The sequence below is a fragment of the Epilithonimonas sp. KH_059 genome (assembly GCF_057838485.1).
In genome coordinates this window covers 1,984,352-2,009,849 of the sequence record NZ_CM174468.1, presented here as the reverse complement: position 1 = coordinate 2,009,849, position 25,498 = coordinate 1,984,352, and the positions used below count along the sequence as shown (strand labels likewise).

Annotated in this window: 19 protein-coding genes, 2 tRNA genes and 2 rRNA genes; 8 read left to right on the top strand and 15 right to left on the bottom strand. The window is 42.6% G+C overall.

From position 1 onward, the window contains the following. Positions 1–45: 45 nt before the first annotated feature. From deoC to AC3IRX_RS09465, 5 genes are read right to left on the bottom strand one after another with little or no spacing between them, the layout of a single operon-like run. A complete protein-coding gene (deoC, locus tag AC3IRX_RS09485) occupies positions 46–789 on the bottom strand; it encodes a deoxyribose-phosphate aldolase (RefSeq protein ID WP_489209970.1) in 744 nt (247 codons plus the stop codon). A 4-nt stretch (positions 790–793) separates the two neighbouring features. Next, positions 794–1,264 (bottom strand): Lrp/AsnC family transcriptional regulator, encoded by a 471-nt coding sequence (locus tag AC3IRX_RS09480; RefSeq protein WP_459084431.1) that lies wholly within the window; start codon positions 1,262–1,264, stop codon positions 794–796. Between the two features lie 13 nt (positions 1,265–1,277). Next, a complete protein-coding gene (locus AC3IRX_RS09475) occupies positions 1,278–2,246 on the bottom strand; it encodes an endonuclease/exonuclease/phosphatase family protein (RefSeq protein WP_489209968.1) in 969 nt (322 codons plus the stop codon). Positions 2,247–2,289: 43 nt separating this feature from the next. After that, on the bottom strand, positions 2,290–2,964 hold the full coding sequence (gene trmD / locus AC3IRX_RS09470; RefSeq protein WP_459084429.1) for a tRNA (guanosine(37)-N1)-methyltransferase TrmD: 675 nt from the start codon (positions 2,962–2,964) through the stop codon (positions 2,290–2,292). Continuing rightward, a complete protein-coding gene (locus tag AC3IRX_RS09465) occupies positions 2,961–4,223 on the bottom strand; it encodes an NAD(P)/FAD-dependent oxidoreductase (RefSeq protein WP_459084428.1) in 1,263 nt (420 codons plus the stop codon). Before AC3IRX_RS09465 ends, trmD begins: the two co-directional genes overlap by 4 nt. Positions 4,224–4,351: 128 nt before the next feature. Between AC3IRX_RS09465 and AC3IRX_RS09460 the strand changes: the two genes are divergently transcribed. From AC3IRX_RS09460 to AC3IRX_RS09445, 4 genes are all read left to right on the top strand, one after another. Next, positions 4,352–5,215, top strand: a complete 864-nt coding sequence (locus AC3IRX_RS09460) for a glycoside hydrolase family 25 protein (protein WP_489209965.1) — start codon at positions 4,352–4,354, stop codon at positions 5,213–5,215. A gap of 106 nt (positions 5,216–5,321) precedes the next feature. Further along, the gene (locus tag AC3IRX_RS09455; protein ID WP_489209964.1) at positions 5,322–7,208 is read left to right on the top strand and encodes an ABC-F family ATP-binding cassette domain-containing protein; all 1,887 of its coding nucleotides are present in this window, start codon (positions 5,322–5,324) and stop codon (positions 7,206–7,208) included. A gap of 29 nt (positions 7,209–7,237) precedes the next feature. After that, the gene (locus AC3IRX_RS09450; protein ID WP_489209962.1) at positions 7,238–8,620 is read left to right on the top strand and encodes an APC family permease; all 1,383 of its coding nucleotides are present in this window, start codon (positions 7,238–7,240) and stop codon (positions 8,618–8,620) included. A gap of 157 nt (positions 8,621–8,777) precedes the next feature. Continuing rightward, the gene (locus AC3IRX_RS09445; RefSeq protein WP_489209960.1) at positions 8,778–9,623 is read left to right on the top strand and encodes a mechanosensitive ion channel family protein; all 846 of its coding nucleotides are present in this window, start codon (positions 8,778–8,780) and stop codon (positions 9,621–9,623) included. Positions 9,624–9,696: 73 nt separating this feature from the next. Here the strand turns inward: AC3IRX_RS09445 and sucC are convergent, their stop codons facing one another. The 3 genes from sucC to AC3IRX_RS09430 all read right to left on the bottom strand — a co-directional run bounded on the left by sucC (position 9,697) and on the right by AC3IRX_RS09430 (position 12,819). Then, the gene (gene sucC / locus AC3IRX_RS09440; protein ID WP_489209958.1) at positions 9,697–10,890 is read right to left on the bottom strand and encodes an ADP-forming succinate--CoA ligase subunit beta; all 1,194 of its coding nucleotides are present in this window, start codon (positions 10,888–10,890) and stop codon (positions 9,697–9,699) included. 165 nt (positions 10,891–11,055) lie between these two features. Further along, positions 11,056–11,442 (bottom strand): DUF423 domain-containing protein, encoded by a 387-nt coding sequence (locus AC3IRX_RS09435; protein WP_459084420.1) that lies wholly within the window; start codon positions 11,440–11,442, stop codon positions 11,056–11,058. A gap of 42 nt (positions 11,443–11,484) precedes the next feature. Then, complete coding sequence (locus AC3IRX_RS09430; RefSeq protein ID WP_489209957.1) at positions 11,485–12,819, bottom strand: hydroxymethylglutaryl-CoA reductase, degradative; 1,335 nt, start codon at positions 12,817–12,819, stop codon at positions 11,485–11,487. Between the two features lie 516 nt (positions 12,820–13,335). Between AC3IRX_RS09430 and AC3IRX_RS09425 the strand changes: the two genes are divergently transcribed. Continuing rightward, positions 13,336–13,845 carry a YceI family protein gene (locus AC3IRX_RS09425; RefSeq protein ID WP_489209955.1) on the top strand — a complete coding sequence of 170 codons (510 nt, stop codon included), beginning with the start codon at positions 13,336–13,338 and terminating at the stop codon, positions 13,843–13,845. Positions 13,846–13,921: 76 nt separating this feature from the next. Beyond that, the gene (gene ygiD, locus AC3IRX_RS09420; RefSeq protein ID WP_489209953.1) at positions 13,922–14,755 is read left to right on the top strand and encodes a 4,5-DOPA-extradiol-dioxygenase; all 834 of its coding nucleotides are present in this window, start codon (positions 13,922–13,924) and stop codon (positions 14,753–14,755) included. Positions 14,756–14,759: 4 nt separating this feature from the next. Here the strand turns inward: ygiD and hutH are convergent, their stop codons facing one another. Then, positions 14,760–16,247 (bottom strand): histidine ammonia-lyase, encoded by a 1,488-nt coding sequence (hutH, locus tag AC3IRX_RS09415; RefSeq protein WP_489209951.1) that lies wholly within the window; start codon positions 16,245–16,247, stop codon positions 14,760–14,762. Positions 16,248–16,417: 170 nt separating this feature from the next. Here hutH and uvrC point away from each other — a divergent pair, with 170 nt between their 5' ends. Beyond that, a complete protein-coding gene (uvrC, locus tag AC3IRX_RS09410) occupies positions 16,418–18,217 on the top strand; it encodes an excinuclease ABC subunit UvrC (protein WP_489209949.1) in 1,800 nt (599 codons plus the stop codon). An 8-nt stretch (positions 18,218–18,225) separates the two neighbouring features. Here the strand turns inward: uvrC and AC3IRX_RS09405 are convergent, their stop codons facing one another. Together AC3IRX_RS09405 and AC3IRX_RS09400 are read right to left on the bottom strand one after the other, a co-directional pair. Further along, complete coding sequence (locus tag AC3IRX_RS09405) at positions 18,226–19,062, bottom strand: hypothetical protein (RefSeq protein ID WP_489209947.1); 837 nt, start codon at positions 19,060–19,062, stop codon at positions 18,226–18,228. A 116-nt stretch (positions 19,063–19,178) separates the two neighbouring features. Next, positions 19,179–20,087 (bottom strand): DMT family transporter, encoded by a 909-nt coding sequence (locus tag AC3IRX_RS09400; RefSeq protein WP_489209945.1) that lies wholly within the window; start codon positions 20,085–20,087, stop codon positions 19,179–19,181. Positions 20,088–20,247: 160 nt separating this feature from the next. Here AC3IRX_RS09400 and AC3IRX_RS09395 point away from each other — a divergent pair, with 160 nt between their 5' ends. Then, positions 20,248–21,876, top strand: coding sequence for an acyl-CoA carboxylase subunit beta (locus AC3IRX_RS09395; RefSeq protein WP_489209944.1), 1,629 nt, complete (start codon positions 20,248–20,250; stop codon positions 21,874–21,876). Between the two features lie 183 nt (positions 21,877–22,059). Here AC3IRX_RS09395 and rrf read toward each other — a convergent pair. From rrf to AC3IRX_RS09375, 4 genes are all read right to left on the bottom strand, one after another. Continuing rightward, positions 22,060–22,167: ribosomal RNA gene (rrf, locus tag AC3IRX_RS09390) — 5S ribosomal RNA — on the bottom strand. Between the two features lie 110 nt (positions 22,168–22,277). Further along, positions 22,278–25,024, bottom strand: a 23S ribosomal RNA gene (locus AC3IRX_RS09385). 162 nt (positions 25,025–25,186) lie between these two features. After that, positions 25,187–25,260, bottom strand: a tRNA-Ala gene (locus AC3IRX_RS09380). A 13-nt stretch (positions 25,261–25,273) separates the two neighbouring features. Beyond that, positions 25,274–25,347, bottom strand: a tRNA-Ile gene (locus AC3IRX_RS09375). Positions 25,348–25,498 lie beyond the last annotated feature (151 nt).

Sequence of the window (25,498 nt, the reverse complement as noted above, 5' to 3'; positions counted from 1 at the left end):
TTTGAGAGCGTCGTAGAAAACAGATTTAAATCAGGTATAAGCGGCTTAATACCCCGCTTCTCCCTCCTTCCCTTCTAAAAGAGCTAAGGCGGAGGAGGTTCCTATTCTAGTGACTCCAAGTTCAATCATTTCTTTTGCCTCCTGGGAACTTCGAACGCCCCCTGCAGCCTTAATAGGCAAATCTCCAGCGTTTTCTTTCATCAGCTTAATTCCCTCGACGGTGGCTCCGTTGGGCTCCCCATTCGGTGTTATGAAAAACCCGGTTGAGGATTTTACAAAAATCTGAGCTCTTTCCGATTCTGAAAAATGAGCCTGAGCTAAAGAAGAAAGCAAAGCCGTGAGCTCCGCGATCTGAGTGGACGTAAGGGCCGCTATTTCAATAATCCACTTTACTATTTTACTATGGCCTAACGCGAGTTTGGAGCCTTCAATAAATTCACGGCTCACCAAATCCACATTCCCATTTTTGTATTCGTTGTAATTGATCACGAAATCAAGTTCGTCTGCCCCGTCCTCGATCGCCTTTTTTGCTTCTTTCAATTTCTCCTCGATGGAGTAATCTCCTTCATGGAATCCTATCACGGTTCCTACCTGCACCTTACTTGACTTGGAAACAAGGTATTCTTTCACCTCCTTTACAAACTCAGGACGGATCATCACAGCAAACAGCTCATGCTGCACGGCTTCTTTTGCAAGCGCAAGAACAATCTCTTGGGTTTGCTCATGGGTTAGTCCTGATTGCGCAGGCGTTTTAAGGTATGTGGAATCTAAATAAGTAGCTATATTCATGGTTTTATACTTTAAGTTGTCGGTTAATACTTTGTTCCAAAGATATTAAAGTTTCGGTTCTCGTTACGCCTTTAAGTTTTTGAAGTTGATTTAAAAGTCGCATTAAATGGTCATTATCACGGCAGTATACTTTCAGAAATATCGTGTAATTCCCTGTCGTATAATGCGCCTCCACGACCTCGTCCACGTGCTGCAAAGCCGCAACACAATCTTGGTAGTGACTTGGCTTTTCCAAATACACACCGATGTAGCAAACGACCTTATACCCTAGTTTTTTGGGATTAATTAGAGACACCGAAGATTCAATAATGCCCGCAAACTCAAGTTTTTTAATTCGTTGGTGCACCGCGGTCGTGGAAATTCCAATTTGCTTTGCAATTACCGCAAGAGAGCTCTTTTCCGAATTGGTCAATTGCTCAATAATCCGCCTATCCGTGGCATCTAAATCGTATTCTTTGTCTGTATTGGTTTTCATCGTGTCGATTTTTTTAGGATACGTTAAATTCTACGAGGACAGGAAAGTGATCGCTGTAGCCCCCGAGGTAGCGACGTCCCGCATACGTGCGGTAAGGCCTCCCCGAAAACTTCCGATCCCAATTCGAGATTTTCGCATGGTTAAAAACACTTGCTCTCGAAAATTTCAGTTTTTGCCTAGACGCTCCAAAAAACGAGGTGGAGAGCAAGATTTGATCAAAAAGTAGGCCTTGCTTCTGGTGAAAGGTCGAATAATTTCCCGATTGATAAAGCTCGAGAAAGGGATTTTTCATCACTTCTTCTCCCCCTTTCTCAAAGCGCAAATGATCGATCATTTGGCTCGTTGGGTCTTCATTAAAATCACCCATCACAAGCACGGACTCGCCCTCTAAGCGATGACTTTCCATTGCTTTAGCAAGGTCTGTAAGAATAAACTCTCTTTTTGGTGCATTGATTTCATCCTCTCTTTTCGAAGGCAAATGCAGAACGTATACATTTACAATTTGCTCCTTGTATTTGATCTTGCAATAAAGAATGTCACGTGTCGTATCATAGTTTTCAGGATCCTTATCCGGAATTTCAAAAAAATAAACCATCGGTCTCGATTCTAAAACCTCCACTTGAGATCGATCGTACAAAAGTGCCACATCGACACCCCGTTCGTCCAAGCTTTCGTAGAGTATATAATCAAAGGAATCCGTAAAAGGCTCATACTGCAAAAGAGCTTTTAAGGGCTCTTTGCCCTGTACCTCACTTAGCCCCACAAACAAGGGCATTTGCCCACATTCACTTTGCACCAATTCAAAAACGCTCGCTAGTTTTTTGAGTTTCGTCTCAAAGCGCTCTTTATTCCAATTTGGAAGTCCAGAGATTCGGGGATCGAATTTATTCCTTGCCACAGGATCCGGCGGAAAAAGATTCTCCACATTGTAAAACATGACAAAGGCTTTATCTAAATTTTCTAGTGAGCTAGAGGCGTTCATTAAAATCAGTATTTAAACAACCAAAGGTTGATTCATTTTCATATTATTCTAGTAAATCCGGGCGTTTCTCTGCCGTGATTCGCAGGGCCTCATCATGGCGCCACTGTTCAATTTTCGCATTGTGTCCACTCACTAAAATGGAAGGAACTTTCAATCCCTTGTACTCCTCCGGACGGGTATAAATGGGAGGTGCCAAGAGATCGTCTTGAAAACTATCGCTAAGCGCACTTTGCTCATCGTTTAAAACGCCAGGCACCAAGCGAATAATACTGTCCGCTAAAACACAGGCTGCAAGTTCTCCACCGGTTAAGACATAATCTCCAATGGAAATTTCCATCGTAATATGAAGATCTCTAACCCTCTGATCGACTCCTTTGTAGTGTCCACAAAGAAAAATAAGATTTTTTTTGAGCGATAGATGGTTGGATAAGGACTGCTTTAGCGTCTTGCCATCGGGAGTCAAATAGATGACCTCATCGTATTCTCGCTGCGACTTAAGCTCCATTATGCATTTGTCTAAAGGCTCTACCATCATGACCATACCTGCTCCGCCCCCGTAGGGCATATCATCCACCTGTCTATGCTTCCCTACGCTCCAATCTCGCAATTGGTGAAAATGCACCTCGACGAGTCCTTTCTCAACCGCGCGTTTCAGGATTGAAGTTTGGAAAGGGCTTTCCATGAGTTCGGGAAGTACACTTATAATATCAATTCTCATTGTTCAGTTCGATTGTTTTTGTTGGGGATTATAATGAGTCTTAAAGAGCTGTCTTTGTTAATATAGCTCCACATCCAATTGAAAAATATAGCAATTTTATTTCGAACGGATAAAATAAGCATCAAATGCAGGAACATCCATAAGTACCAAGCAAAAAAGCCTGAGAATTTAAACTTGGGAAGGTCAACCACCGCACGGTGCTTCCCGATCGTGGCCATACTCCCTCTGTCAATGTATTCGTATTCCACCCAAGAACTTCCGTCTTTTTTCAAAATATTTTTCCCAAGTCTTTTCCCTTGATTTATAGCAACATTGGCAACCTGAGGATGCCCCTGAGGGTAAAGTGGAGTTTCCATGTAGGCAATGTCCCCGATTGCAAATATATTATCATATCCTTTCACTCGATTGTAACGGTCGGTCACATAGCGATTGCGTACCATGGACTCAGGGGCTAATCCTTCAAGGACATTGCCTACAACGCCAGCCGCCCAGATCACATTATTGCTTGGAATCTCGAGGCCACTTTCCATATAGACGCGGTCTCCGTCGTAATCCACTACTTTTTCCCCGCTTAATAGTTTTACACCTAGGTTTTTCAAGTATTCCTCAGATTTGTCTTGCGCATGATCGCTCATCACACTTAGAGGCTTCTCGGTCGCACTAACTAAAATTACATTTAAAGAATCGAAATTCATATTGGGATAATCCCGAGGCAAAATCTCTCTTTTCATCTCGACAAAGGCTCCGGCAAGTTCAACTCCCGTCGCTCCACTTCCCACAATCACGAGATTCCAATTGCCATCATCGGATCGACTTCTCTCCATAATGAGCTTCTCAAAAGTAAGCAGCACATGATTCCGAATTGCGATCGCTTCTTGCGTATTTTTCATCCCAAAGGTCAGGGATTCCATTTTCTCATTTCCAAAGAAATTTGTTTTGCATCCCGTGGCAATGATGAGTTTGTCGTAGTGAAACTCCGCATCCTCCGTAATCACTCGGTTTTCCTCCGGCACAATCTGCTGCACGCTTGTCATTCGAAACTGCGTATTGCGCGACCGCTGGAAGATTTTACGAAACGGGAAGGAAATATTGGAGGGTTCAATTCGTCCACAAGCGACCTGATAAAAAAGCGGCTGAAACATATGATGGTTCACCTTGTCAATCAGAATCACTTTCTTGTTTTTATTGTTGAGGGTCTTTGCAAGCTGTAATCCTGCAAAGCCACCCCCTATGACTACAATCTTCTCTCTTGTTTCCATACTACAAATTTACTCAATTATAATCGAATAGGCCTTAAATCTCTTTTGGAAAGTAGGCCCTTTGAATTCAAAAAAAAGTAGAAGTGAGCTTCAAATCCCCTCTCAAAATAACTTAATTTTGCAATTCCATGGCGAAAAAAAAGAACCCTAAATCCAAATCTCGATCCCTCCACAGTCGTCGAAAACACAGACGGAATGCAAGAAGCAAAATTTTGCTAATGCTTTTTGCTGCACTTCTCTTAGGAACGGGATATATGCTTAAAGAAAAAATCACGCTGTACGTGGTCACTTATCTTCGTCCTAAGGAGCACAAACTTCTAAAGAACAAGCCAAGTGAGCAGCAGCGTATCGAGCGAATCACCGCCCATTACGCAGACAAAACCTTTGGAATTGATATTTCACACTACCAAAACCCTAAGGATTTTCAGTGGGACAGTCTTAGCATTGGTCACGGAACGATTCCCATTGACTTCATCATCCTGAGAGCCTCGATGGGAACGAATGGCAAAGATGAAAATTTTGAAGAATTCTGGAAAATTGCCGGGAAACAAAACAAATTAAGAGGGGCCTATCATTTCTATCGCCCCGACGAAGACCCTATTAAGCAAGCCGCACAATTTTTAGAATCGGTGCAACTCGCAAAAGGTGACCTTGCGCCTGTGCTGGACATTGAAAAAGCACCGCGAAAGATCTCCAAGAAAAAGCTCAAAAAAAACCTGCAACTCTTTTTAGACATTGTACAGGAACGCTACAAGGTAAAACCTATTCTCTACACTTATTACCATTATTACAACGAAAACCTAGCACAGGATTTCTCCTCGTACCCGGTTTGGCTTGCCAACTATAACGATGTGCTTCAGCCTCATGAGAGTCTGTCCTGGTCGATTTGGCAATTCACGGAAAACGGAATCGTAAACGGCATTAACACCAAAGTGGACCTAAATGTGTATAACGGTTCTCTTGGGTCTATGGAGGAACTGACAATTCCCTAAGTTAAAGGCCTTGAAATGCCTTTTTTATCCCTTGGCAAGCAAAGGGGAAATGACAAGGAATTTGCGTACTTTTGCCCGCTCTAGACCTTATTAAGCGAAAAGCACTATGAATTATGTTTCGGTGGAGAATCTCTCCAAATCCTACGGTATCAAATCTTTATTCAAAGATCTGACCTTTCACATTAACGAAGGGGATAAGATTGCGATTGTGGCCAAGAATGGTAGTGGAAAATCCACACTACTGAAAATCCTGATGGGTCTAGAAATCCCAGATTCGGGGGAAGTTAAAATCTCGAAAGACATTCAAATTGTCCTTTTTGACCAAGAAATAGACTTTGACCCCAACCTAAGCGTCGAGGAGTTTATGATGAGTCTAGAAAGCAAACCCATCTTAGCGCTTCGAAATTATCAAAAGGCCTTGCTTTCGTCTGACCCTAGCGCCATGGAAGCAGCGCTTGCCGAAATGGAAATTCACAAAGCATGGGATCTCGAATCGGAAATGACGCAGATTCTTTCTCAACTTAAGATCACCCATCTCGAAGCAAAAATGGGAACTCTTTCGGGAGGACAAGTAAAGCGTGTGGCACTTGCCAAACTTCTAACCGAAACCAGAGCGGAGCACCGACATGTCCTTCTAATTATGGACGAGCCGACCAACCATTTGGATGTCGAGATGGTCGAGTGGCTCGAGAACTATCTTTCGAAAGCGAAAATCACCCTTTTGCTTGTCACCCACGACCGGTATTTCTTAGACACCGTGTGTGAGACCATTTGGGAAATGGAAGACCAAAACCTTTACGTGCACCAAGGCAGCTATGCTACGTATTTAGAAAACAGAATGATTCGAGAGGAAAACCTTTCCTCCACTATAGATAAGGCAAATAATTTGTATCGCAAGGAACTGGAATGGATGAGACGCCAACCCAAGGCTCGTACGACCAAATCAAAATCCAGAATCGATGCCTTTTACGACACACAAAAAGTGGCAAAATCGGCCGTCACCAAACAATCCCTCGAACTTCAATTTGAAATGAAGCGATTGGGCCAGAAAATACTAGAGCTTAAAAACATTGACAAAGCCTATGGGGATAAGGTTTTGATTAAAGATTTCAGTTATCAATTTCAAAGAGGAGAAAAAGTAGGTATTGTCGGAAAAAACGGAGCCGGTAAATCTACCCTGCTCAATATCATCCAAGGATTGGAACCTATGGACGCAGGTCAAATTGAAACGGGTGAAACACTTAAATTCGGCTACTTCTCTCAAAAAGGCCTTACCTATAACGAAGAGCAGCGCGTCATTGATTACATCAAGGACATTTCGGAAAACTTTCCCATTGCCGGAGGCAAAACCATAAGCGCTTCACAGTTTCTTCGACTCTTTCTGTTCGATGACCAAACCCAGTACTCGCCCATTTCAAAACTTTCGGGCGGAGAGAAAAGAAGACTCCACCTGATGCAGGTATTATTTCAGAATCCAAACTTCATAATCTTTGACGAGCCGACCAACGATTTGGACCTTCCTACTTTAAGTGTGCTGGAGAACTTTCTTCAGAATTTCCAAGGCACACTCGTAATCGTTTCTCACGACCGATACTTCATGGATCGGATTGTGGACCACGTGCTTGCCTTTGAAGGAGATGGAAAAATCAAAGACTATATTGGAAACTTCTCCGAATACAGAGAATCTCTCAGTGAAAGAGAACAGGAGAGAAAACAACAAGTTGAAAGTGCAAAGCCTAGTGCTGTAGTCACGGAAGTAAAACCACAAAACACAGAAGCAAAACGAAAACTATCCTTCAAAGAATCGCAAGAGCTGAAGCATATTGAAAAGCGAATGCCCGAAATTGAATCGCAGAGAGCCCAGTTGCTAGAGAAACTAAATGCGCAGAGCGAATACCAAGAGATTGCATCGCTCAGTAAATCCCTCGAGTCGTTGACCCAAGAACTTGAGGAGATTGAATTAAGATGGCTTGAACTCCAAGAACTAAGTTAAAACCTACTTCTAATGACTACTCAATAACGATGGAAAATCAAAAACAATTAGTCGCAAAATACGGTCTTTTCACCGCCATCTCCATGGTGGTGGGTCAAGTAATTGGCTCCGGAATTTTCTTTAAAGTAGACGACGTTCTATTCGCTACAGAAGGCAGCGCCCTAGCAGGGCTCCTTGGGTTTTTCATCGTGGGAATCAGTGTGATTTTCGCCTCGATTACGATGGCCAATTACGCGCAGTTAATTCCTAAAGATGGAGGCATCCTAAGTTATGTTGAGTATCGCTTCGGCTCGAAAGCCTCAGCCCTTGTGGGCTGGATCTACCTCAGTTTATTCTACCCGCTGCTCACTGCAGTTTTGTTTACAGTTTCAGGAATCTACATCTCGCATTTTATTGCGGAATTCTATTCCTTTACCCCTAGTTTTTTGCATTACAGTGCAGTAGGGCTCCTATGTTCTTTTGTCTTCTTTCGATTTAACATCTACCGGCCTAAATCTAGCGGACTTTTTCAGCAACTCACGACCGTTTTAAAACTAATTCCCCTCCTTCTTATTGCCTCTTTTGGCGTTTTAAGCATGCTTCCGGAGTCGCAAGACGTTTCTGCTGTCAGCGCTCTTTCGAGCTCATCTTCGTTTTCGAGCGGAAGTAGTTTTTGGACGCTGGTCGCGGCCAGTTTCATTCCAATTGCTTTTGCCTTTGACGGTTGGTACATTGCTACGCAAATTTCTGGGGAAGTGAAAAATGCGCGAAAGAACCTGCCAAAAGCTCTTATTATAGGAACCTCTCTCGTACTTGTAGTCTATGTCCTTTACTACCTTGGGATCGTTCTGCGCATGAGCCCCGCGTCCATTATGGAATATAAGGATACCTATATCATTGAATACTCGAAAAAATTTGGATCCAATGCCGCCTCTTGGCTCATGCAACTCTTTATTATTATTTCCGTATTAGGGACCGCAAATGGCCTGATGCTAGCTTCAATTCGCGTCCCTTTTCAATTCTATAATTTAAAAGCCTCCAAGAAATTTTTGAATTTGGGAAAACTAAACTCGAAAACAGGGATGCCTGTTCGTAGCGCTTATTTTGCGTATGTAGGGATTATCCTTTATATCCTTGCTTACTACTTCACCAACACCCATAGGATATTCACCGAGTTAAACTATGATCTTTCTGCAATTCCGATTGCCTTCATTTACATGGTAAACGGTGCCTTGTTCGTGGGATTGTTCAAGCTTCTTCGAGAGGGAGTCATTTCCAATCAACGACCTTTGAAATCAATTATAGCGGTCTTTGCGTTATTAGGTATTGCCATTGTTCTGATCGGAACTGCAAGTGCCCAAAATGGCCTTAGCTATCTTCTAGTTAGCGCGGTCTATATTGCCATTGGGCTGCTTTTTATCCGCAAAAACTAGAAAAGGCACCTAGGGGAGAATGTTCGGGAATTTATTCCCATTCAATCGAGCGAGAGCACGAAAAGAAATTCGATCCTATATTAGTGAAGCGTGGCCTGCTATTTGCAAAAAATCATGTATTTTTGAACCTAACGAACTCTTATATTTAATTACTCTTATGGAAGAAAGCAAAGCCTATATTGAACTTGTGTACCACGTGTTAGAAGACTGGCGCATCCGATTCGCAGAATTCACACCCAATCTAATTGTAGGAATCGTTGTGTTTTCCATTTTTGCTTTCGGAAGTAAGTACTTTGCAAAAGTTACCGTGAAAGTGGTGCACAAACTCTTTCCACGCACCCGTGACAAAGATACAATCGTCAGTTTAGTGGGAGTTTTTCGTTTCTTCATTTTACTGATTGCGACCTTTATCACCTTAGAAATCATGGGACTCAATGGCTTTTTCATGAAACTTCTAGGAAGTTTAGGGGTTGCCGGGATTATTGCAGGGGTCGCACTTAAAGACATCGTCTCGTCCATGTTCTCGGGAATGCTAGTCAACATAGACAAGGCTTTTAAGATTGGAGACTACGTCACAATTAACGGAATATCGGGAACCGTTGTGGAAATCGGATTTCTGACCACGAAACTCATTGCGGACGATGGACGCAAAGTATACATCCCTAACCAATTAATCTTTAGCGCTCCGTTTGTCAACTATAGCGCCTCGGAATACAGGGTCCTTTCGATTGGACTTGAAATTCCTAATACCCAAGATTTACAAAAAGCAAAACAATCTCTTTTGGACGAAACAAAGAAATTCACGTTTGTCGACACCAATAAAAACATTGATGTCTTTGTCATGGACCAGCGACTTGGAATCTATAGCATTGAGGTTCGCTTTACCATGAAGAAGGGAGAGAGTATATTAAATGTGAAAAGTGAATCCATTTTAAAACTTAAAAAACGCCTGGATGAGGAAGGGATTGAAACTTCCATCCCAGGGCTTCCTTACATTAGCTAACATTCAAGATTTAAATCAAAAAAGCGGCCTTCCAAAATTGGAAGGCCGCTTTTTATAATAGAGTTTCTGCTTCTTACTTCGCAAGAACTTCTTTCACTTTGTTTGCCGCTTCTTCAAGGGTAATTGCAGAGTGAATAGGTAGACCCGCCTGGTCAATTAATTGTTTCGCTTCTTCTGCATTGGTTCCTTGCAATCTTACGATTAGTGGAACTGGGAATTCTCCGATTGCTTTGTAAGCATCCACAACTCCTTGTGCAACACGGTCGCATCGTACGATACCTCCGAAAATATTGATAAGAATTGCTTTTACGTTTGGATCTTTAAGGATGATATCAAAAGCGATTTTCACTCTTGCAGCATCGGCTGTCCCCCCAACATCTAGGAAGTTTGCAGGGTTACCGCCTGAAAGTTTAATAATGTCCATGGTCGCCATGGCTAGACCTGCACCGTTCACCATACAAGCAACGTCTCCGTCTAATTTAACGAAGTTAAGTCCTGCTTCGCCTGCTTCTACGTCCATTGGATCTTCTTCTCTCTTGTCTCTTAATTCCGCTAAGTCTTTATGACGGAACAAAGAATTGTCATCCAAAGTCACTTTTGCATCGACTGCAATGATTTTATTGTCTGAGGTTTTTAAAACCGGGTTGATTTCAAACAAAGAAGCGTCGATACCTACATACGCATTGTATAGGCTAGAGATGAATTTCACAAATTCTTTGAACGCATTTCCTTCTAGACCGAGGTTGAAGGCAATCTTACGAGCCTGGAACCCTTGAAGACCTAAAGCTGGATCTACGATTTCTTTGTGAATTAAATGAGGAGTCTCTTCCGCAACTTGTTCAATATCCATTCCCCCTTCGGTAGAATAAACCACTGTGTTCTTGCCTTGAGCTCTGTCTAAAAGGATGGAAACGTAAAACTCTTTGGTTTCCGTCTCGCCTGGATAATAAACGTCTTCTGCGACTAGCACTGCGTTTACTAATTTTCCTTCGGCTGAAGTTTGTGGAGTCACAAGCTGCATGCCTAGAATATTCTGTGCATTTTCTTTAAGTTTCTCCAAGTTAGGGGAAAACTTAACACCGCCACCTTTTCCACGTCCGCCAGCGTGAACTTGAGCCTTAACAACCCAGCCTTCGTTGCCGTTCATTTCTTTAAGTTTACCTGCAGCGTCTAGAGCTTGCTCGACATTGTCTGCCACAAAACCGCGCTGAATTGCAACGCCATACTTTGCTAAAATCTCTTTAGACTGATACTCGTGAAGATTCATAATATTTTAATTAGATTTAAATTCTTAAGTCGCACAAATTTACGAAAAAGTTAAGAGTTGGCGCGAGGGAAAAATAGATTTTTTTACCCCTGCAAATTCCGACGGGTAAAAAGCACAAAGGAATAGAAATTTCCTAAGTGTGTCCCACTCGTAAAACAACTCTTTCTAAAGTTTTACTTTCAAAAAATGATAGATTAAAAGTCCCCAGCTGAGAATCATAAACAATCCTCCAAGCGGAGTAATTGGTCCTAAGAATTTCAAATTCACCCCCCAATATTCTTGAAAACTTAGGGCATAGATGCTAAAAGAGAAAAGTAGAGTTCCTAAGATCATGAACCAAGAGATCCATTTGTCCACACCCGTGTCGAACTTCAAAATAAAACCGACGACAAGTAGGAAAAAAGCCGCATACATTTGGTACCGAACTCCAGTCTCAAAACTAGCTAATTTTTCTACAGATAAGATCTTGCGAAAGGCATGGGCACCAAATGCGCCAAGGATTACAGACAGGAGTCCATAAATTGCACCGATCACTAGGGTTGCTGTTTTCATAATATTTCAGATTTAATTTTATTGTGTTCTGCTAAAATTCTATTATTCTGTAATCCCTCGCAATTGGTTCAATTGGGAAATCACTTCGTGGTGGGTCACGGTTTTGGTCTTAAAATAAGTTACGAAATAGTCTTTCTCCTCCTGCGTTGCATTCAGCTGGTTCAAAATATTAAAAAGGTGCATCTTCATATGTCCTTTTTGAATTCCAGTAGTAATTAGCGAGCGTAAAGCTCCAAAATTCTGCGCAAGTCCAGAGACCGCTAAGATACTCATTAGCTCCTGTGCAGAGGGTTTTCCAAGCAGCGCAAAGGAAAACTTCACTAAAGGATGCAAATTTGTAAGCCCTCCTACAACGCCTACAGAAACGGGCAAATCGATCCAAAATCGAAAAACTCCGTCCTCGACGGTGCAGTGGGAAAGCGATCGGTACTGACCGTCCCTTGCAGCGTAGGCATGTGCACAAGCTTCCGTGGCTCGGAAATCATTTCCAGTGGCAATGACCACGGCATCCACCCCGTTCATAATCCCCTTGTTATGAGTGGTCGCCCGAAAGGGTTCTAACTCGGCAATGGTAACCGCCTGCTTAAATTTCCACGCAAACTCTTCGTTGGAAATTCCACTATCGTCGTTGATTTCATCGATTGGACAGCTTACTTCAGCCCGTACCAGACAATCCGGTGTGTAGTTCGAAAGAATATTCATAACCACTTGAAGGGATTCTTTTTCTTCGCTCGTAAAGCTCTCCTCGTTTTGCACTTCTTCTCGGAGTGTTTTTCCAAACTGCTCTAGGCAAGAATTAATAAAATTGGCCCCCATGGAATCCACGGTATCAAAACTTGCTTTGATCTGGTAGTAATTCTCCATATCTGCGGTCTTATCGACCAATCGAATGTTGAGAATCCCCCCTCCTCGCGCTCGCATATTGTAAGTAATGGCCTCAGTGGCTTCAAAGAGTTTCTTCTTCAATCTAAAATTGAAAAAATGCTTAATCTTATGGGTTTCGGCTTTAAAAATGAAATGAGTGTGACCTAATTTTTTGGTGTTCACAATCGTGGTCTTGAACCCACCCTTTTGAAGCCAGAATTTGGCTGCTTTCGAAGCGGCCGCTACGACGGAACTTTCTTCTACGGCCATCGGCAATGCAAAAAGCTTCCCATCAATCAAAAAATTGGGTGCGATTCCATAAGGCATGTAAAAATTCGTAAGTGTATTTTCCGAAAACTCCTCGTGTAGTTTTTGAAGGTCCCCATCCGGGTTCCAATATTGCGTTAAGACCTCTTCATAACGAGAGTCTCCGTTTAAGTATTCTTGGACAATCCACTCTATTTTTTGGGATTTGCTGAGTCTTGAAAATCCTTCAATGGGCTTGTGCATCATGGTATGTTTTGGTATTTCTCGCGGCTGTTAAATGCCGTATCTATTTAAGTAAATCTCCATCGGATTCAAGGCAAAGATAATGAAATATACCTATCGAGCCTTGCTTTGAGCCAGTTTGTAGGCAGCTTTATTCATACCCTTTTGAAAATAAAATCCTGTAAGCACCCCACCCTGGAACGATCGAATCTTGGGAAGGCAAGATTTATTCTCTTAGCAAGATCGAGCAAACTCTAGTTTCAGGATTTTCCCATAAGGTGAGCTCCATTAGAGTATTCCTTTGTCTTTAGGGATATAAGGACTCCACTCAATTTCTGGTTCCTCCCCCTATCAAATAAACAAATTCCTACTTAATACCTTCTCCGATATAGAATTTAACAAAACTTTGACATTCCAAATTGCAAATCGAAAATAAAATCCCTTAACTTTAGTTTCTTATCTTACATCAATGCACCGAAGGTAGTTCGCAAGGTATCTTTGCACTATCAAAATACACATTAACAATTAAAAAATATTATTATGTCAACAAAATGGAACCTAGACCCTGCACACAGTGAAATCACTTTTAAAGTAAGACACCTTATGATTTCAAACGTGAAAGGACAATTTACAGATTTTAACGTGGAGCTAGAAAGCGAAGACGATCAATTTAAAAATGTAAATGCAAAAGCAGAAATCAAAACGGACTCCGTTAACACCAAGAGTCCAGACCGTGACACTCACTTAAAGAGTGCTGATTTCTTCAACGCAGAACAATTCCCAACCATCACATTCCAAACCAACAAGTTGAATGACGAAGTGACTGGAGAATTAACCATTAACGGAGTTACAAAACCTGTTTCTCTTGACGTAGAATTTGGAGGAGTAAGTGTAGACCCTTGGGGGAATACAAAAGCAGGTTTCTCCTTTGATGGAAAAATCAAAAGAAGCGAATTTGGTCTTAACTGGAACGCTGCCTTAGAAGCAGGAGGCGTTATGGTCAGTGACGACGTGAAAATCGCAGGAGAACTACAGTTCGTGAAAGCATAAATTTTTCATAGTATAGTTTTTGGAGTTCATCTGTGTGACCACAAGATGAACTCTTTTCATTTTTAAATCTTGCCTTATGAATTTACAAGACCTGGAGCGCCTTGCTTCCGATTTCAAACCAACCGAGCAAATGCCCGTCCTTTTTCTAGGGCATGGATCCCCTATGAACGCAATCGAAGAGAATCAATTTGTGCAAGGGTTTCGTCAAGTAGCAAGTGAAATCCCAACACCCAAAGCAATTTTATGCATTTCAGCACATTGGTTTACAAAGGGAACCTTCGTCACGGCCATGGAACTACCCAAAACCATTCACGATTTTGGAGGGTTTCCACAAGCTTTATTTGACGTACAATATCCCGCGAAGGGAAGTCCCGCTTTAGCGGAACAAACCAAGGAACTACTTCTTCCTGCCTCTGTGCAGTTAGACGAATCCTGGGGACTCGACCATGGGGCGTGGAGTGTACTTCGTCACATGTACCCTGAGGCAGACATCCCTGTGATCCAGTTGAGCATTGATTATACAAAAGATGCAGCTTACCATTTTGATTTAGCCCAAAGACTCTCCAAATTAAGAAATAGCGGGATTTTGATTATAGGAAGTGGCAACATTGTTCATAATTTACGCCTAATCGATTGGCGAAACATCAACACCGTGGGAGCGGGCTGGGATTGGGCTATTGAGGCCCATCAAAAAACAAACGAATGGATTTTGGATGGGAATTTTGATCCCCTGATTTCCTATCAAAAACAAGGCACCGCCATTCAATATGCAGTGCCAAGTCCGGATCATTATTTACCCCTCATTTACTCCTTAGGTCTTAAAGGCAAAAAAGAGGCAATTTCCCTATTTAACGATGAGCTCATAGGCGGAAGCCTAAGTATGACAAGCGTTAAAATTGGAAATTATTAAGCGATTAATTCACTTGGAATTTTCTTTCTCGAATCAAAGTAGCGATGGACAGAATGTCCTTCCCTATGAGTCGATCGTCTTCTAATTTGTCCACTTGCGTACGAATTAGATCGTAATTCTTTTCTACAATTTTTGAACATTTTGCAGGGCGTCTAAACTCAAGTCCTTGCGCTGCGAACATTAATTCAACGGCCAATATGGACACAAGATTCTCAAGAACTTGGTTGAATTTTCGTCCTGAAATACTTCCCATGGAAACGTGGTCCTCCTGACCTAAACTGGTCGGAATACTGTCTGCTGAAGCAGGGAAACAAAGGGATTTATTTTCACTCACAAGCGCTGCCGAGGTATACTGTGGAATCATAAACCCTGAATTTAGTCCCGAGCTTTCCGCTAATAACCTTGGAAGCCCAAATTTCCCTTCTAAAAGCAAATAGGAACGTCTGTCTGAAATATTCCCTAATTCTGCTGCAGCAAGGGTGGCATAATCAAGGGGCATGGCAAGCAATTGCCCATGGAAATTTCCACCTGAAACACTTTCCTCTGCACTAAGGACAATCGGATTGTCAGTCACAGAATTCAATTCGATCTCAGCCAATTGTTTCAAATGTTCAAATGCATTTCTAGAAGCACCATGTACCTGAGGTACGCAACGCATAGAATAAGGATCTTGCACTCGATCACAGAATTCGTGGGCCTTAAGGTTATCTGAATTTTTCAAGAATTTGACCATTCTTTGCGCTACTTTCTTACTTCCTGCAAAAGGTCTTATCTCATGGAGTTCTTTTTTGAAGGGACTTGCAGAACCTCGGTAGGCTTCAAGTGACATGGCAGCTGCAAGATCTGCAAGATCTAGTAAGTAAGCCATGTTTTCTAAGCCCACAAGAGTATGAGCAAGAATGAACTGGGTCCCGTTGATAAGTCCTAGCCCTTCTTTTGGCCCCAAATCCAATGGTTCTAGTTTATGCTTCTTTAAAACCTTTGCACTCTCCACAGGCACCCCATTTTCCCAAATTTCGCCCAGTCCCAAAAGGGGAAGCACCATATGAGACAAAGGAGCCAAATCACCGGAGGCTCCTACCGATCCTTGTTCTGGCACCACGGGGATTAAATCTTTCTCCACCATTAGAATCAGACGCTCAATCATCTTCAAACTCACCCCCGAATATCCTTTGGAAAGAGCATGAATCTTCGAAATCATCATCAGTTTTGATAATCTTTTATCGATCGGCTTTCCTACGCCTACGGCGTGGGAAATAATTAAATTATATTGAAGTTGAGCCGTTTCTTCGTCTGATATTTTCACATCGCACAAGGGACCAAATCCGGTATTTATTCCGTAGACCGTTTGATCGGACTCTACAATTTTTCGCACATTCTTTTCTGAAGCGAGAATTCTTTCTTTAGCCGCCTTATTTAGCTTCGCCAATTTCGGTTTCTCTGCAATGGCAAGTACATCCTCTAAGGAAAGGATATCGGTTCCGTATATCATAGGGTAATTTTTGACTAATTTACAACTTTTCTTAAAACTTGCATCCTCCTAGCTAAATGAAATTAGCGCAATCCCAAGGCTTATAAAATCCTACTTCCTTTTTTCTCAAGCTGGAAACACAACTCCCCACAAAGCGAAGGATATCCACTTGAAATTAGTACTTTTGTAGGGTGGACAGCGCATTAGAATTACAACTTAAGACCCTACCGACAGACCCAGGTGTTTACCGTTATTACGACGTAAACGACCAACTCTTGTATGTAGGCAAAGCGAAGAACTTAAAAAAAAGAGTACTCTCCTATTTTAACAAGACTCTATCCGGATATCGAACGAAAATCATGGTGGGGAAGATTCACCGTTTAGAAACCACAATCGTTCCGAGTGAATACGATGCGCTACTTTTAGAAAACAACCTCATTAAAGAGCATCGTCCTATTTACAACGTCCTAATGAAGGACGATAAGACCTACCCTTGGATTTGCATAAAAAACGAAGAGTTCCCTCGAGTATTCCTGACAAGGAATCGCATTAAAGACGGATCCGAGTATTATGGACCTTACGCCAAGGTTCGTCCTGCAAAAGTACTATTGGACACGATTAAAAATCTCTATCAAATTCGTTCCTGCAGTCTCAATCTTTCTCCAGAAAAGGTTGCAGAAGGAAAATACCGAGTTTGCCTAGAATACCATATCAAGAACTGCAAAGGACCCTGCGAAGGGCTTGAGTCTAAAGAAAGTTACGACGAAAAAATTGAGGCCATTCGCGGCATCGTAAAAGGAGATTTCCGAAAAGCAAAAGACTACCTCCGGCAAGAGATGATCGGATTTGCGCAAAATCTAGAATTTGAAAGCGCCCAATTGGTCAAAGATCGTCTTGACCAACTTGAAGACTATCAGGCTAAGCACACGGTAGTCAATCCACACATTGATGATGTGGATGTTTTTGCCATAATTAGTGACCAAAGCGAAGCCTTTGTCAACTATTTTAAAATTAAAAATGGAAACATTATTCAAAGCTATACCACGGAGATCAAAAAAGTACTTGAAGAACCAGACGAAGAAATATTAGAAGAAGCAATCATTGAAATTCGAAAACGATTTAAGTCTGATTCCAAAGAAATCTATTTGCCGTTTCATCTTGGAGTTGAGTTTCCGGGCATCAAATTAATTGTACCCAAGGTAGGAGATAAAAAACGACTTGTTGAGCTCTCGGAAAAAAATGCAAAAGAATACCGGGTGGAGAAACTTAAGCAAGTGCAAATTGTCGATCCCCAGCGCCATACTGATCGGATCATGGCTGAGATGCAAAAGCTCTTGAAAATGCCGCAAGAACCCCGTCATATCGAGGGGTTTGACAACTCCAACATTCAAGGAACGAATCCCGTTTCTGCCTGTGTTGTATTCAAAGACGGAAAGCCCAGCAAAGCAGACTATCGAATTTTTCATCCTAAAACTGTGGAAGGTCCTGACGATTATGCCACCATGGAAGAAGTGGTTTACAGACGATACAAACGGCTTTTGGATGAGGGGCAAAGTTTGCCGCAGCTCATCCTAATTGATGGAGGCAAAGGCCAACTATCCTCTGCTATGAAAAGTCTTTCTCTGCTTGGAATCAGCCACAAAATTACCGTGATTGGGATTGCAAAAAGACTTGAAGAAATTTACTTCCCGCACGATCCTGTGCCTTTGTATTTGGATAAAAAATCAGAAACCCTAAAGGTTTTGCAACGTGTTCGTGACGAATCTCACCGATTCGGGGTGAAACATCATCGAACTCGTCGCAAGAACTCCACCATTTTGACCGAACTCGATCAAATTAAAGGCGTGGGAGAGAAAACAACCTTGCAATTGCTTCAGTCTTTAAAGTCCGTAAAACGGGTTAAGGAAGCTTCTCAACAGACCTTAGAATCGATCGTAGGAAAACAAAAGGCATCCCTTGTCTGGCGTTATTTTCACCCGAATGAATCCTAAAGAGTTTTTTACTTCCCTACAAAAACTTCTTTTGTGAAATTGCCTTTAGAATCGCGCATCTCTATCACGAAATTCTCCCCTTCGCTATATCCTATAGCCGTGGAAGAATCCCCTAGAGTTACGTGGTAAATACCTTTTCTAGCAGACTCCTTAAAATCCGCAAAAGGCTCCGTATTTTTTGGCTGGGTTAAAATAAAATGGCCAGCTCCAAGATTCACTTTTGTGTAGTCCACGCCTTTCCAAGTAAATACTTGGAATCCAGAACTAGCTTCTACTTTCGTTTGGGTCGTTTCAACCACTACAGTGCTCGTAGTCTCTTTAGCTTTCGCAGGGGCGGAGGCCACCTGCTTTTGCTCCACAATCACCTGTTGAGGCGTTTCCTTTACCACTTCTTTCACAGTAGGACTAGAAGGTGTAATAGTCACACCATTTCCTGTCGATACGGGCACTTGAGCAATGGCTTGCAAAAGTGCATCTTGAAATCCTTCATGGAATTCTTTAATGCGAGATTCCGCCTTAAATGAACTTACAACTTTGCCGTTGCAATCTTTAAACTCTAACCTCACTTTGTTTCTAAACATATTGCTTGTATCCACAAGCTCTGCAGATACAACTTGGCACAGATCATTTCCAATCTGAGCTGCCCAATTTGAGGGCTCCTCCTGAGAAGTACTATAGTTTTTATCCTCAAGTTTACTTTGTAAAATCTTGTTTAAATTATAAGCATTGTTTGTTTTGAAATCGTTGAATTTCACAGGTACATATACGTATTTATAGTCCGCTAAGTTTTGAGCTCCAAGAAGCAAACTAAGAAATACAAAACTTAAAGAAAGAAGAATTTTCATAACATCAAGGGTTTAAATCCAAATTTAGAAAAAAAAACTGAATCTAGGGTAAGTCATTTCATTTAAAACGGCATCGCAAAATCCCTTATAAAGTTTAGGATGCCCCTACCAAACCTTTACGATTCTAGCAGTTCGCTGTCGTTTTGCTTAGCCAGCTTAAGGGTTCTTCGGGTCTTTATGATGCCATTGACCACGATGGATAAAATCATAACAAGCGATGCGACATAAAAGATAGGGCTCATATGTTCTGAATCACCAAAAATGAAATAAGCTAAAATAATCCCATAAACAGGTTCCAAATTCACAGTTAATACCAGAGTAAAAGGAGTAATATACTTCATTAACTTAATGGACTCAAACATAGGAAAGGCTGTAAAGAAACCGGCCAAAATGGTAACCAATATCAAATCACGTGTAGAAATATTACCCATATCACCCAGTTGTCCCGTAAAGAGAAAAATGACAGACAACACAGCCCATCCGCACAGGATCTCATAGAAAATAATATTCCCGGAGGAAGTCTTCCCGTAGAGCTTTCCATTAAAGACCGAAAAGATAGTTCCAAAGAGAGCGGTCAAGATCCCAAAGAAAATTCCTTCTTTGTACTGAAACTCTGTACTGAAAATAAGATACATACACGCCACAATAACCACCCCCATTATTATTTCTGAAAGATCCATCTTTCGTTTAAATACAAGAGGCTCTAGTAGCGCAGCAAAAAGTGTGGAGAGGGATAAACAACTTAAGGCAATGGAGACATTGGATACTTTAATCGAGTAGAAGAAAAAGAGCCAATGCAGACCCATGAAGGTTCCTACACTCGCCAATTGAAAGAATAATTTTTTTGAGATGGAAAGACTTTGCTTACGAAAAATTCGTAAGAACACATAGAGAAATACAGCAGCTAAAAGCATCCGATAAAAAACTAGCACTTGCGCATTGGCATGAATCAACTTTCCAAGTATTGCCGTAAACCCCCACAAAAACACAATTAAGTGCAACCGAAAAAGCGCCGAATTCTTCATATAAAACGTCCTCTGTATGTAATTAGAAAATAATACAATCGTTCTCCCTTCGCACCCTCACCCCAAAATGGGTCCTAAAGTTTTGAAAACGAAAACAAATGTAAGCCTTTTTTCGATTGAATGAAAAGTCTTATATTTAAGGCTATAATAAATTTTTAAAATGGACCTAGAATTCAATAAACGAGAGGATCAAAATAAATTAGTACTGGCAGAAATCAACCGTCTTTACGCACATATCAAAAAGGGTGGAGGCGAGAAAAGAATTGAAAAACTACATGCGGAAGGCAAAATGACAGCCCGTGAGCGTATTGAGTATCTTTTAGATCCTAATTCAAAGTCCATAGAAATTGGAGCCTTTGCAGGCTTTGAGATGTACGAGGAAAGTGGAGGCTGCCCAAGTGGAGGCGTTGTCGTGGTAATGGGCTATGTCGCAAAACGACAATGCCTAGTTGTGGCAAACGATGCGACAGTAAAAGCAGGGGCTTGGTTTCCAATCACAGGGAAAAAGAATCTAAGGGCTCAAGAAATAGCCATGGAAAATCGTCTACCCATCATTTATCTTGTCGACTCCGCGGGTGTTTATTTACCTATGCAGGATGAAATCTTCCCAGACAAAGAACATTTTGGAAGAATTTTTCGCAACAATGCAAAAATGAGCTCCATGGGAATTATTCAAATCTCCGCTGTTATGGGAAGTTGCGTTGCTGGAGGCGCCTATCTTCCTATTATGAGCGACGAAGCCATGATTGTCGACAAAACAGGCTCTATCTTTCTAGCAGGAAGTTACTTAGTCAAAGCGGCTATCGGAGAATCTATTGACAATGAAACTTTAGGAGGAGCGAGTACTCACTGTGAAATCTCAGGCGTCACAGACTTTAAAGCAAAAGACGACAAAGAAGCCTTAGATAGAATCCGTACCATTATGGGGACTCTTGGCGAATCTCAAAAGGCAGGTTTCGATCGAATTGAACCTCAATCGCCTAGTCGAAATCCAAGCGATCTATTTGGTATCATGCCGAATTTAAGGACCGAACAGTACGATACATTTGACATTCTAAGTTGTCTAACAGACAAAGACACCCTACAAGAATACAAACCTGATTATGGAAAAACGATCATCTGTGCAACCGCCAGAATTGATGGCTGGGCTGTAGGCATTGTAGCCAATCAAAGAAAACTTGTCAAAAACGGCAAAGGGGAAACCCAATTTGGAGGAGTCATTTACTCTGACTCCGCGGACAAAGCCACGCGCTTTATCGCGAATTGCAATCAACGTAAAATCCCACTGCTCTTCATTCAAGATGTCACAGGTTTTATGGTCGGATCAAAATCTGAACATGGAGGAATCATCAAAGACGGAGCAAAAATGGTCAATGCAGTAGCCAATAGCGTGGTTCCAAAATTCACAGTGATCACTGGAAACTCATACGGAGCCGGAAATTACGCCATGTGTGGTAAAGCTTATGATCCTCGACTTATTGTCGCATGGCCATGGGCAGATCTAGCCGTCATGGGAGGATCCCAAGCTGCGAAAGTTCTAGCTCAAATCGAAGCTTCTACCCTTAAAAAACAAGGCATTGAAATCACAGAAGAGAAACAAAATGAAATTCTAGATTCGATTTCAAAGCGCTACGAACAACAAACAAAAGCCACCTATGCTGCAGCAAGGCTATGGACCGATGCAATCATCAACCCCGAAGATACACGAAAGTGGATTTCAATGGGAATTGAAGCGGCCAATAGAGCGCCTATACAAGAATCCTTTAACATGGGGGTGCTACAAGTCTAACCTAGCGATTAGAATTCACCCTTTAAACCCACAAAAGCATCCCTTCTCGGATGCTTTTTTTGTTGTGTATGGGAGCATAGGGACTAGATCCCTTGTTGGTTTAGGGGTTCTTATCTTCTGTATTCGAGAAGTAAGGGCATAAAAAAATCCCCAATCACAATGTGATTGAGGATTCAAAAAAAAAACTGGCGGCGACCTACTCTCCCGCGTTAGCAGTACCATCGGCGCTAGAGGGCTTAACTTCTGTGTTCGGAATGGGAACAGGTGAGCCCCTCTGCTAAAACCACCCTAAATATTGTAGGTTGTCTCCATTTATGTGTGATAAATGAAGTCAGCCTTATTAAAGCGATAAAAACGCTCACAAAGAAAAAACCTTTCTTGCACTTTTGAGTGACCAAATAGGCTATAAATCTACGGGTAATTAGTACTACTCGGCTATGCTGTTGCCAGCTTTACACCTGTAGCCTATCAACGTCGTCATCTCCAACGACCCTTAAAAGATGTCTCATCTTGAGGCAGGTTTCGCACTTATATGCTTTCAGTGCTTATCCGTACCAAACGTAGCTACTCTGCGGTGCGCCTGGCGGCACAACAGATACACCAGAGGTTTGTTCAAATCGGTCCTCTCGTACTAGATTCAAGCCCTCTCAAACATCTAACGCCCGCAATAGATAGAGACCGAACTGTCTCACGACGTTCTGAACCCAGCTCGCGTGCCACTTTAATGGGCGAACAGCCCAACCCTTGGGACCTTCTCCAGCCCCAGGATGTGACGAGCCGACATCGAGGTGCCGAACCTCCCCGTCGATGTGAGCTCTTGGGGGAGACTAGCCTGTTATCCCCGGAGTACCTTTTATCCTATGAGCGATGGCCCTTCCATACGGAACCACCGGATCACTATGTCCTGCTTTCGCACCTGATCGACTTGTAGGTCTCACAGTCAAGCACCCTTATGCCATTACACTCTACGCACGGTTACCAAGCGTGCTGAGGGTACCTTTGAAAGCCTCCGTTACTCTTTTGGAGGCGACCACCCCAGTCAAACTACCCACCACGCAGTGTCCTTCTTTCGAAGTTAGGCTCCAAGTAAGCAAAGGGTGGTATTTCAACAATGACTCCACCGACACTAGCGTGCCAGCTTCAAAGTCTCCCACCTATCCTACACATTGCTTACTCAAAGTCAATACGAAGTTATAGTAAAGGTTCACAGGGTCTTTTCGTCCCATTGCGGGTAATCGGCATCTTCACCGATACTACAATTTCACCGAGCTCGTGGCTGAGACAGTGCCCAGATCGTTACACCATTCGTGCAGGTCGGAACTTACCCGACAAGGAATTTCGCTACCTTAGGACCGTTATAGTTACGGCCGCCGTTTACTGGGGCTTCAGTTAAAAGCTTCGCTTACGCTAACTTCCTTCCTTAACCTTCCAGCACCGGGCAGGTGTCAGACCCTATACAGCATCTTTCGATTTAGCAGAGTCCTGTGTTTTTGATAAACAGTCGCCTGGGCCTCTTTACTGAGGCCTCCCCTGAGGGAGGCGTCCCTTCTTCCGAAGTTACGAGACTATTTTGCCTAGTTCCTTAGCCACGACTCACTCGAGCACCTTAGGATTCTCTCCTCGACTACCTGTGTCGGTTTTGGTACGGGTTGCTTCACTTCGGCTTTTCTTGGAAGCACTTTCCCTGCAGCAGCTTCGCCCGAAGGCTAGGCCTTGACTATTCCGTCAGTCTCCAGCAGGTACGGCACTCCGTCCCCTTTTTAGTGTGAGCAAGTATGGGAATATTAACCCATTGTCCATCCACTACCCCTTTCGGGTTCGCGTTAGGTCCCGACTAACCCTCAGCTGATTAGCATGGCTGAGGAACCCTTAGTCTTTCGGTGTGCAGGTTTCTCGCCTGCATTATCGTTACTTATGCCTACATTTTCTTTTCTATAAGCTCCACAATACCTCGCAGTACTGCTTCAACGCCGATAGAATGCTCCCCTACCCAGTATAAATACTGCCATAGCTTCGGTAATATGCTTATGCCCGATTATTATCCATGCCGGACCGCTCGACTAGTGAGCTGTTACGCACTCTTTAAATGAATGGCTGCTTCCAAGCCAACATCCTAGCTGTCAATGCAGTCCAACCGCGTTATTTCAACTTAGCATATATTTGGGGACCTTAGCTGTTGGTCCGGGTTCTTTCCCTCTCGGACATGGACCTTAGCACCCATGCCCTCACTGCTGATCATCATTTATTAGCATTCGGAGTTTGTCAGGAATTGGTAGGCGATGAAACCCCCGCATCCAATCAGTAGCTCTACCTCTAATAAACTAAAATCAACGCTGCACCTAAATGCATTTCGGGGAGTACGAGCTATCTCCCAGTTTGATTGGCCTTTCACCCCTACCCACAGGTCATCCGAAGACTTTTCAACGTCAACCGGTTCGGTCCTCCACTTTGTGTTACCAAAGCTTCAACCTGCCCATGGGTAGATCACAAGGTTTCGCGTCTAATCCTACTAACTATGCGCCCTATTCAGACTCGCTTTCGCTTCGGCTCCGGACCTTAAGTCCTTAACCTCGCTAGTAAAATTAACTCGTAGGCTCATTATGCAAAAGGCACGCCGTCACTCAACTTGTGAGCTCCGACCGCTTGTAGGCGTACGGTTTCAGGTTCTCTTTCACCCTTCTATTCGAAGTGCTTTTCACCTTTCCTTCACAGTACTTGTTCACTATCGGTCTTTCAGGAGTATTTAGCCTTGGAGGATGGTCCCCCCATATTCAGACAGGATTTCTCGTGTCCCGCCTTACTCATTTATCATTTAAATATGCCTTTCATATACGGGGCTATCACCCTCTATGGCCGCTCTTTCCAAAGCGTTCTATTAAACATATAAAAACTTTTGGGCTAATCCGCGTTCGCTCGCCACTACTTACGGAATCTCTTCGATTTCTTTTCCTCCGGGTACTTAGATGTTTCAGTTCTCCGGGTTTGCTCTGCTTACGCAGTAATACATCTTCAATGTATTGGGTTGCCCCATTCGGACATCTGCGGATCAATTCGTGTGTGCCAATCCCCGCAGCTTTTCGCAGCTTACCACGTCCTTCTTCGCCTCTGAAAGCCTAGGCATCCGCCATACGCCCTTAACGATTTCTTTCCTATTTTTTTAGTTTCCTAAAGCACTCAAAAGTGCTCGGTTTTCTCTTTGTGATGTCTTTACCGTTAATGTCAATGATCTATTTCGCTTTCTTGAGTATCCGAGTACACAATTGTTGTTTTTGGCTCCAATCGTAACTTTTAAACTCGGTCTCAAAAACCGTGGAGAATAAGGGAGTCGAACCCTTGACCTCCTGCGTGCAAGGCAGGCGCTCTAGCCAGCTGAGCTAATTCCCCCTTCTTAAATTAGTAGTCTCGGGCAGGCTCGAACTGCCGACCTCTACATTATCAGTGTAGCGCTCTAACCAGCTGAGCTACGAGACTTCATTATAAAGAAACCAAAAGGCCTCTTAATCTCTCTGTTCCCTGATACTAATCCTAGGGGTTTATGAATAAAATAATAACAACCAAATAATTAAAAAAAACCAAAGCGAAAAACTTTTGAGTAAGTACTCTAAAATTATTTTTCTGACGT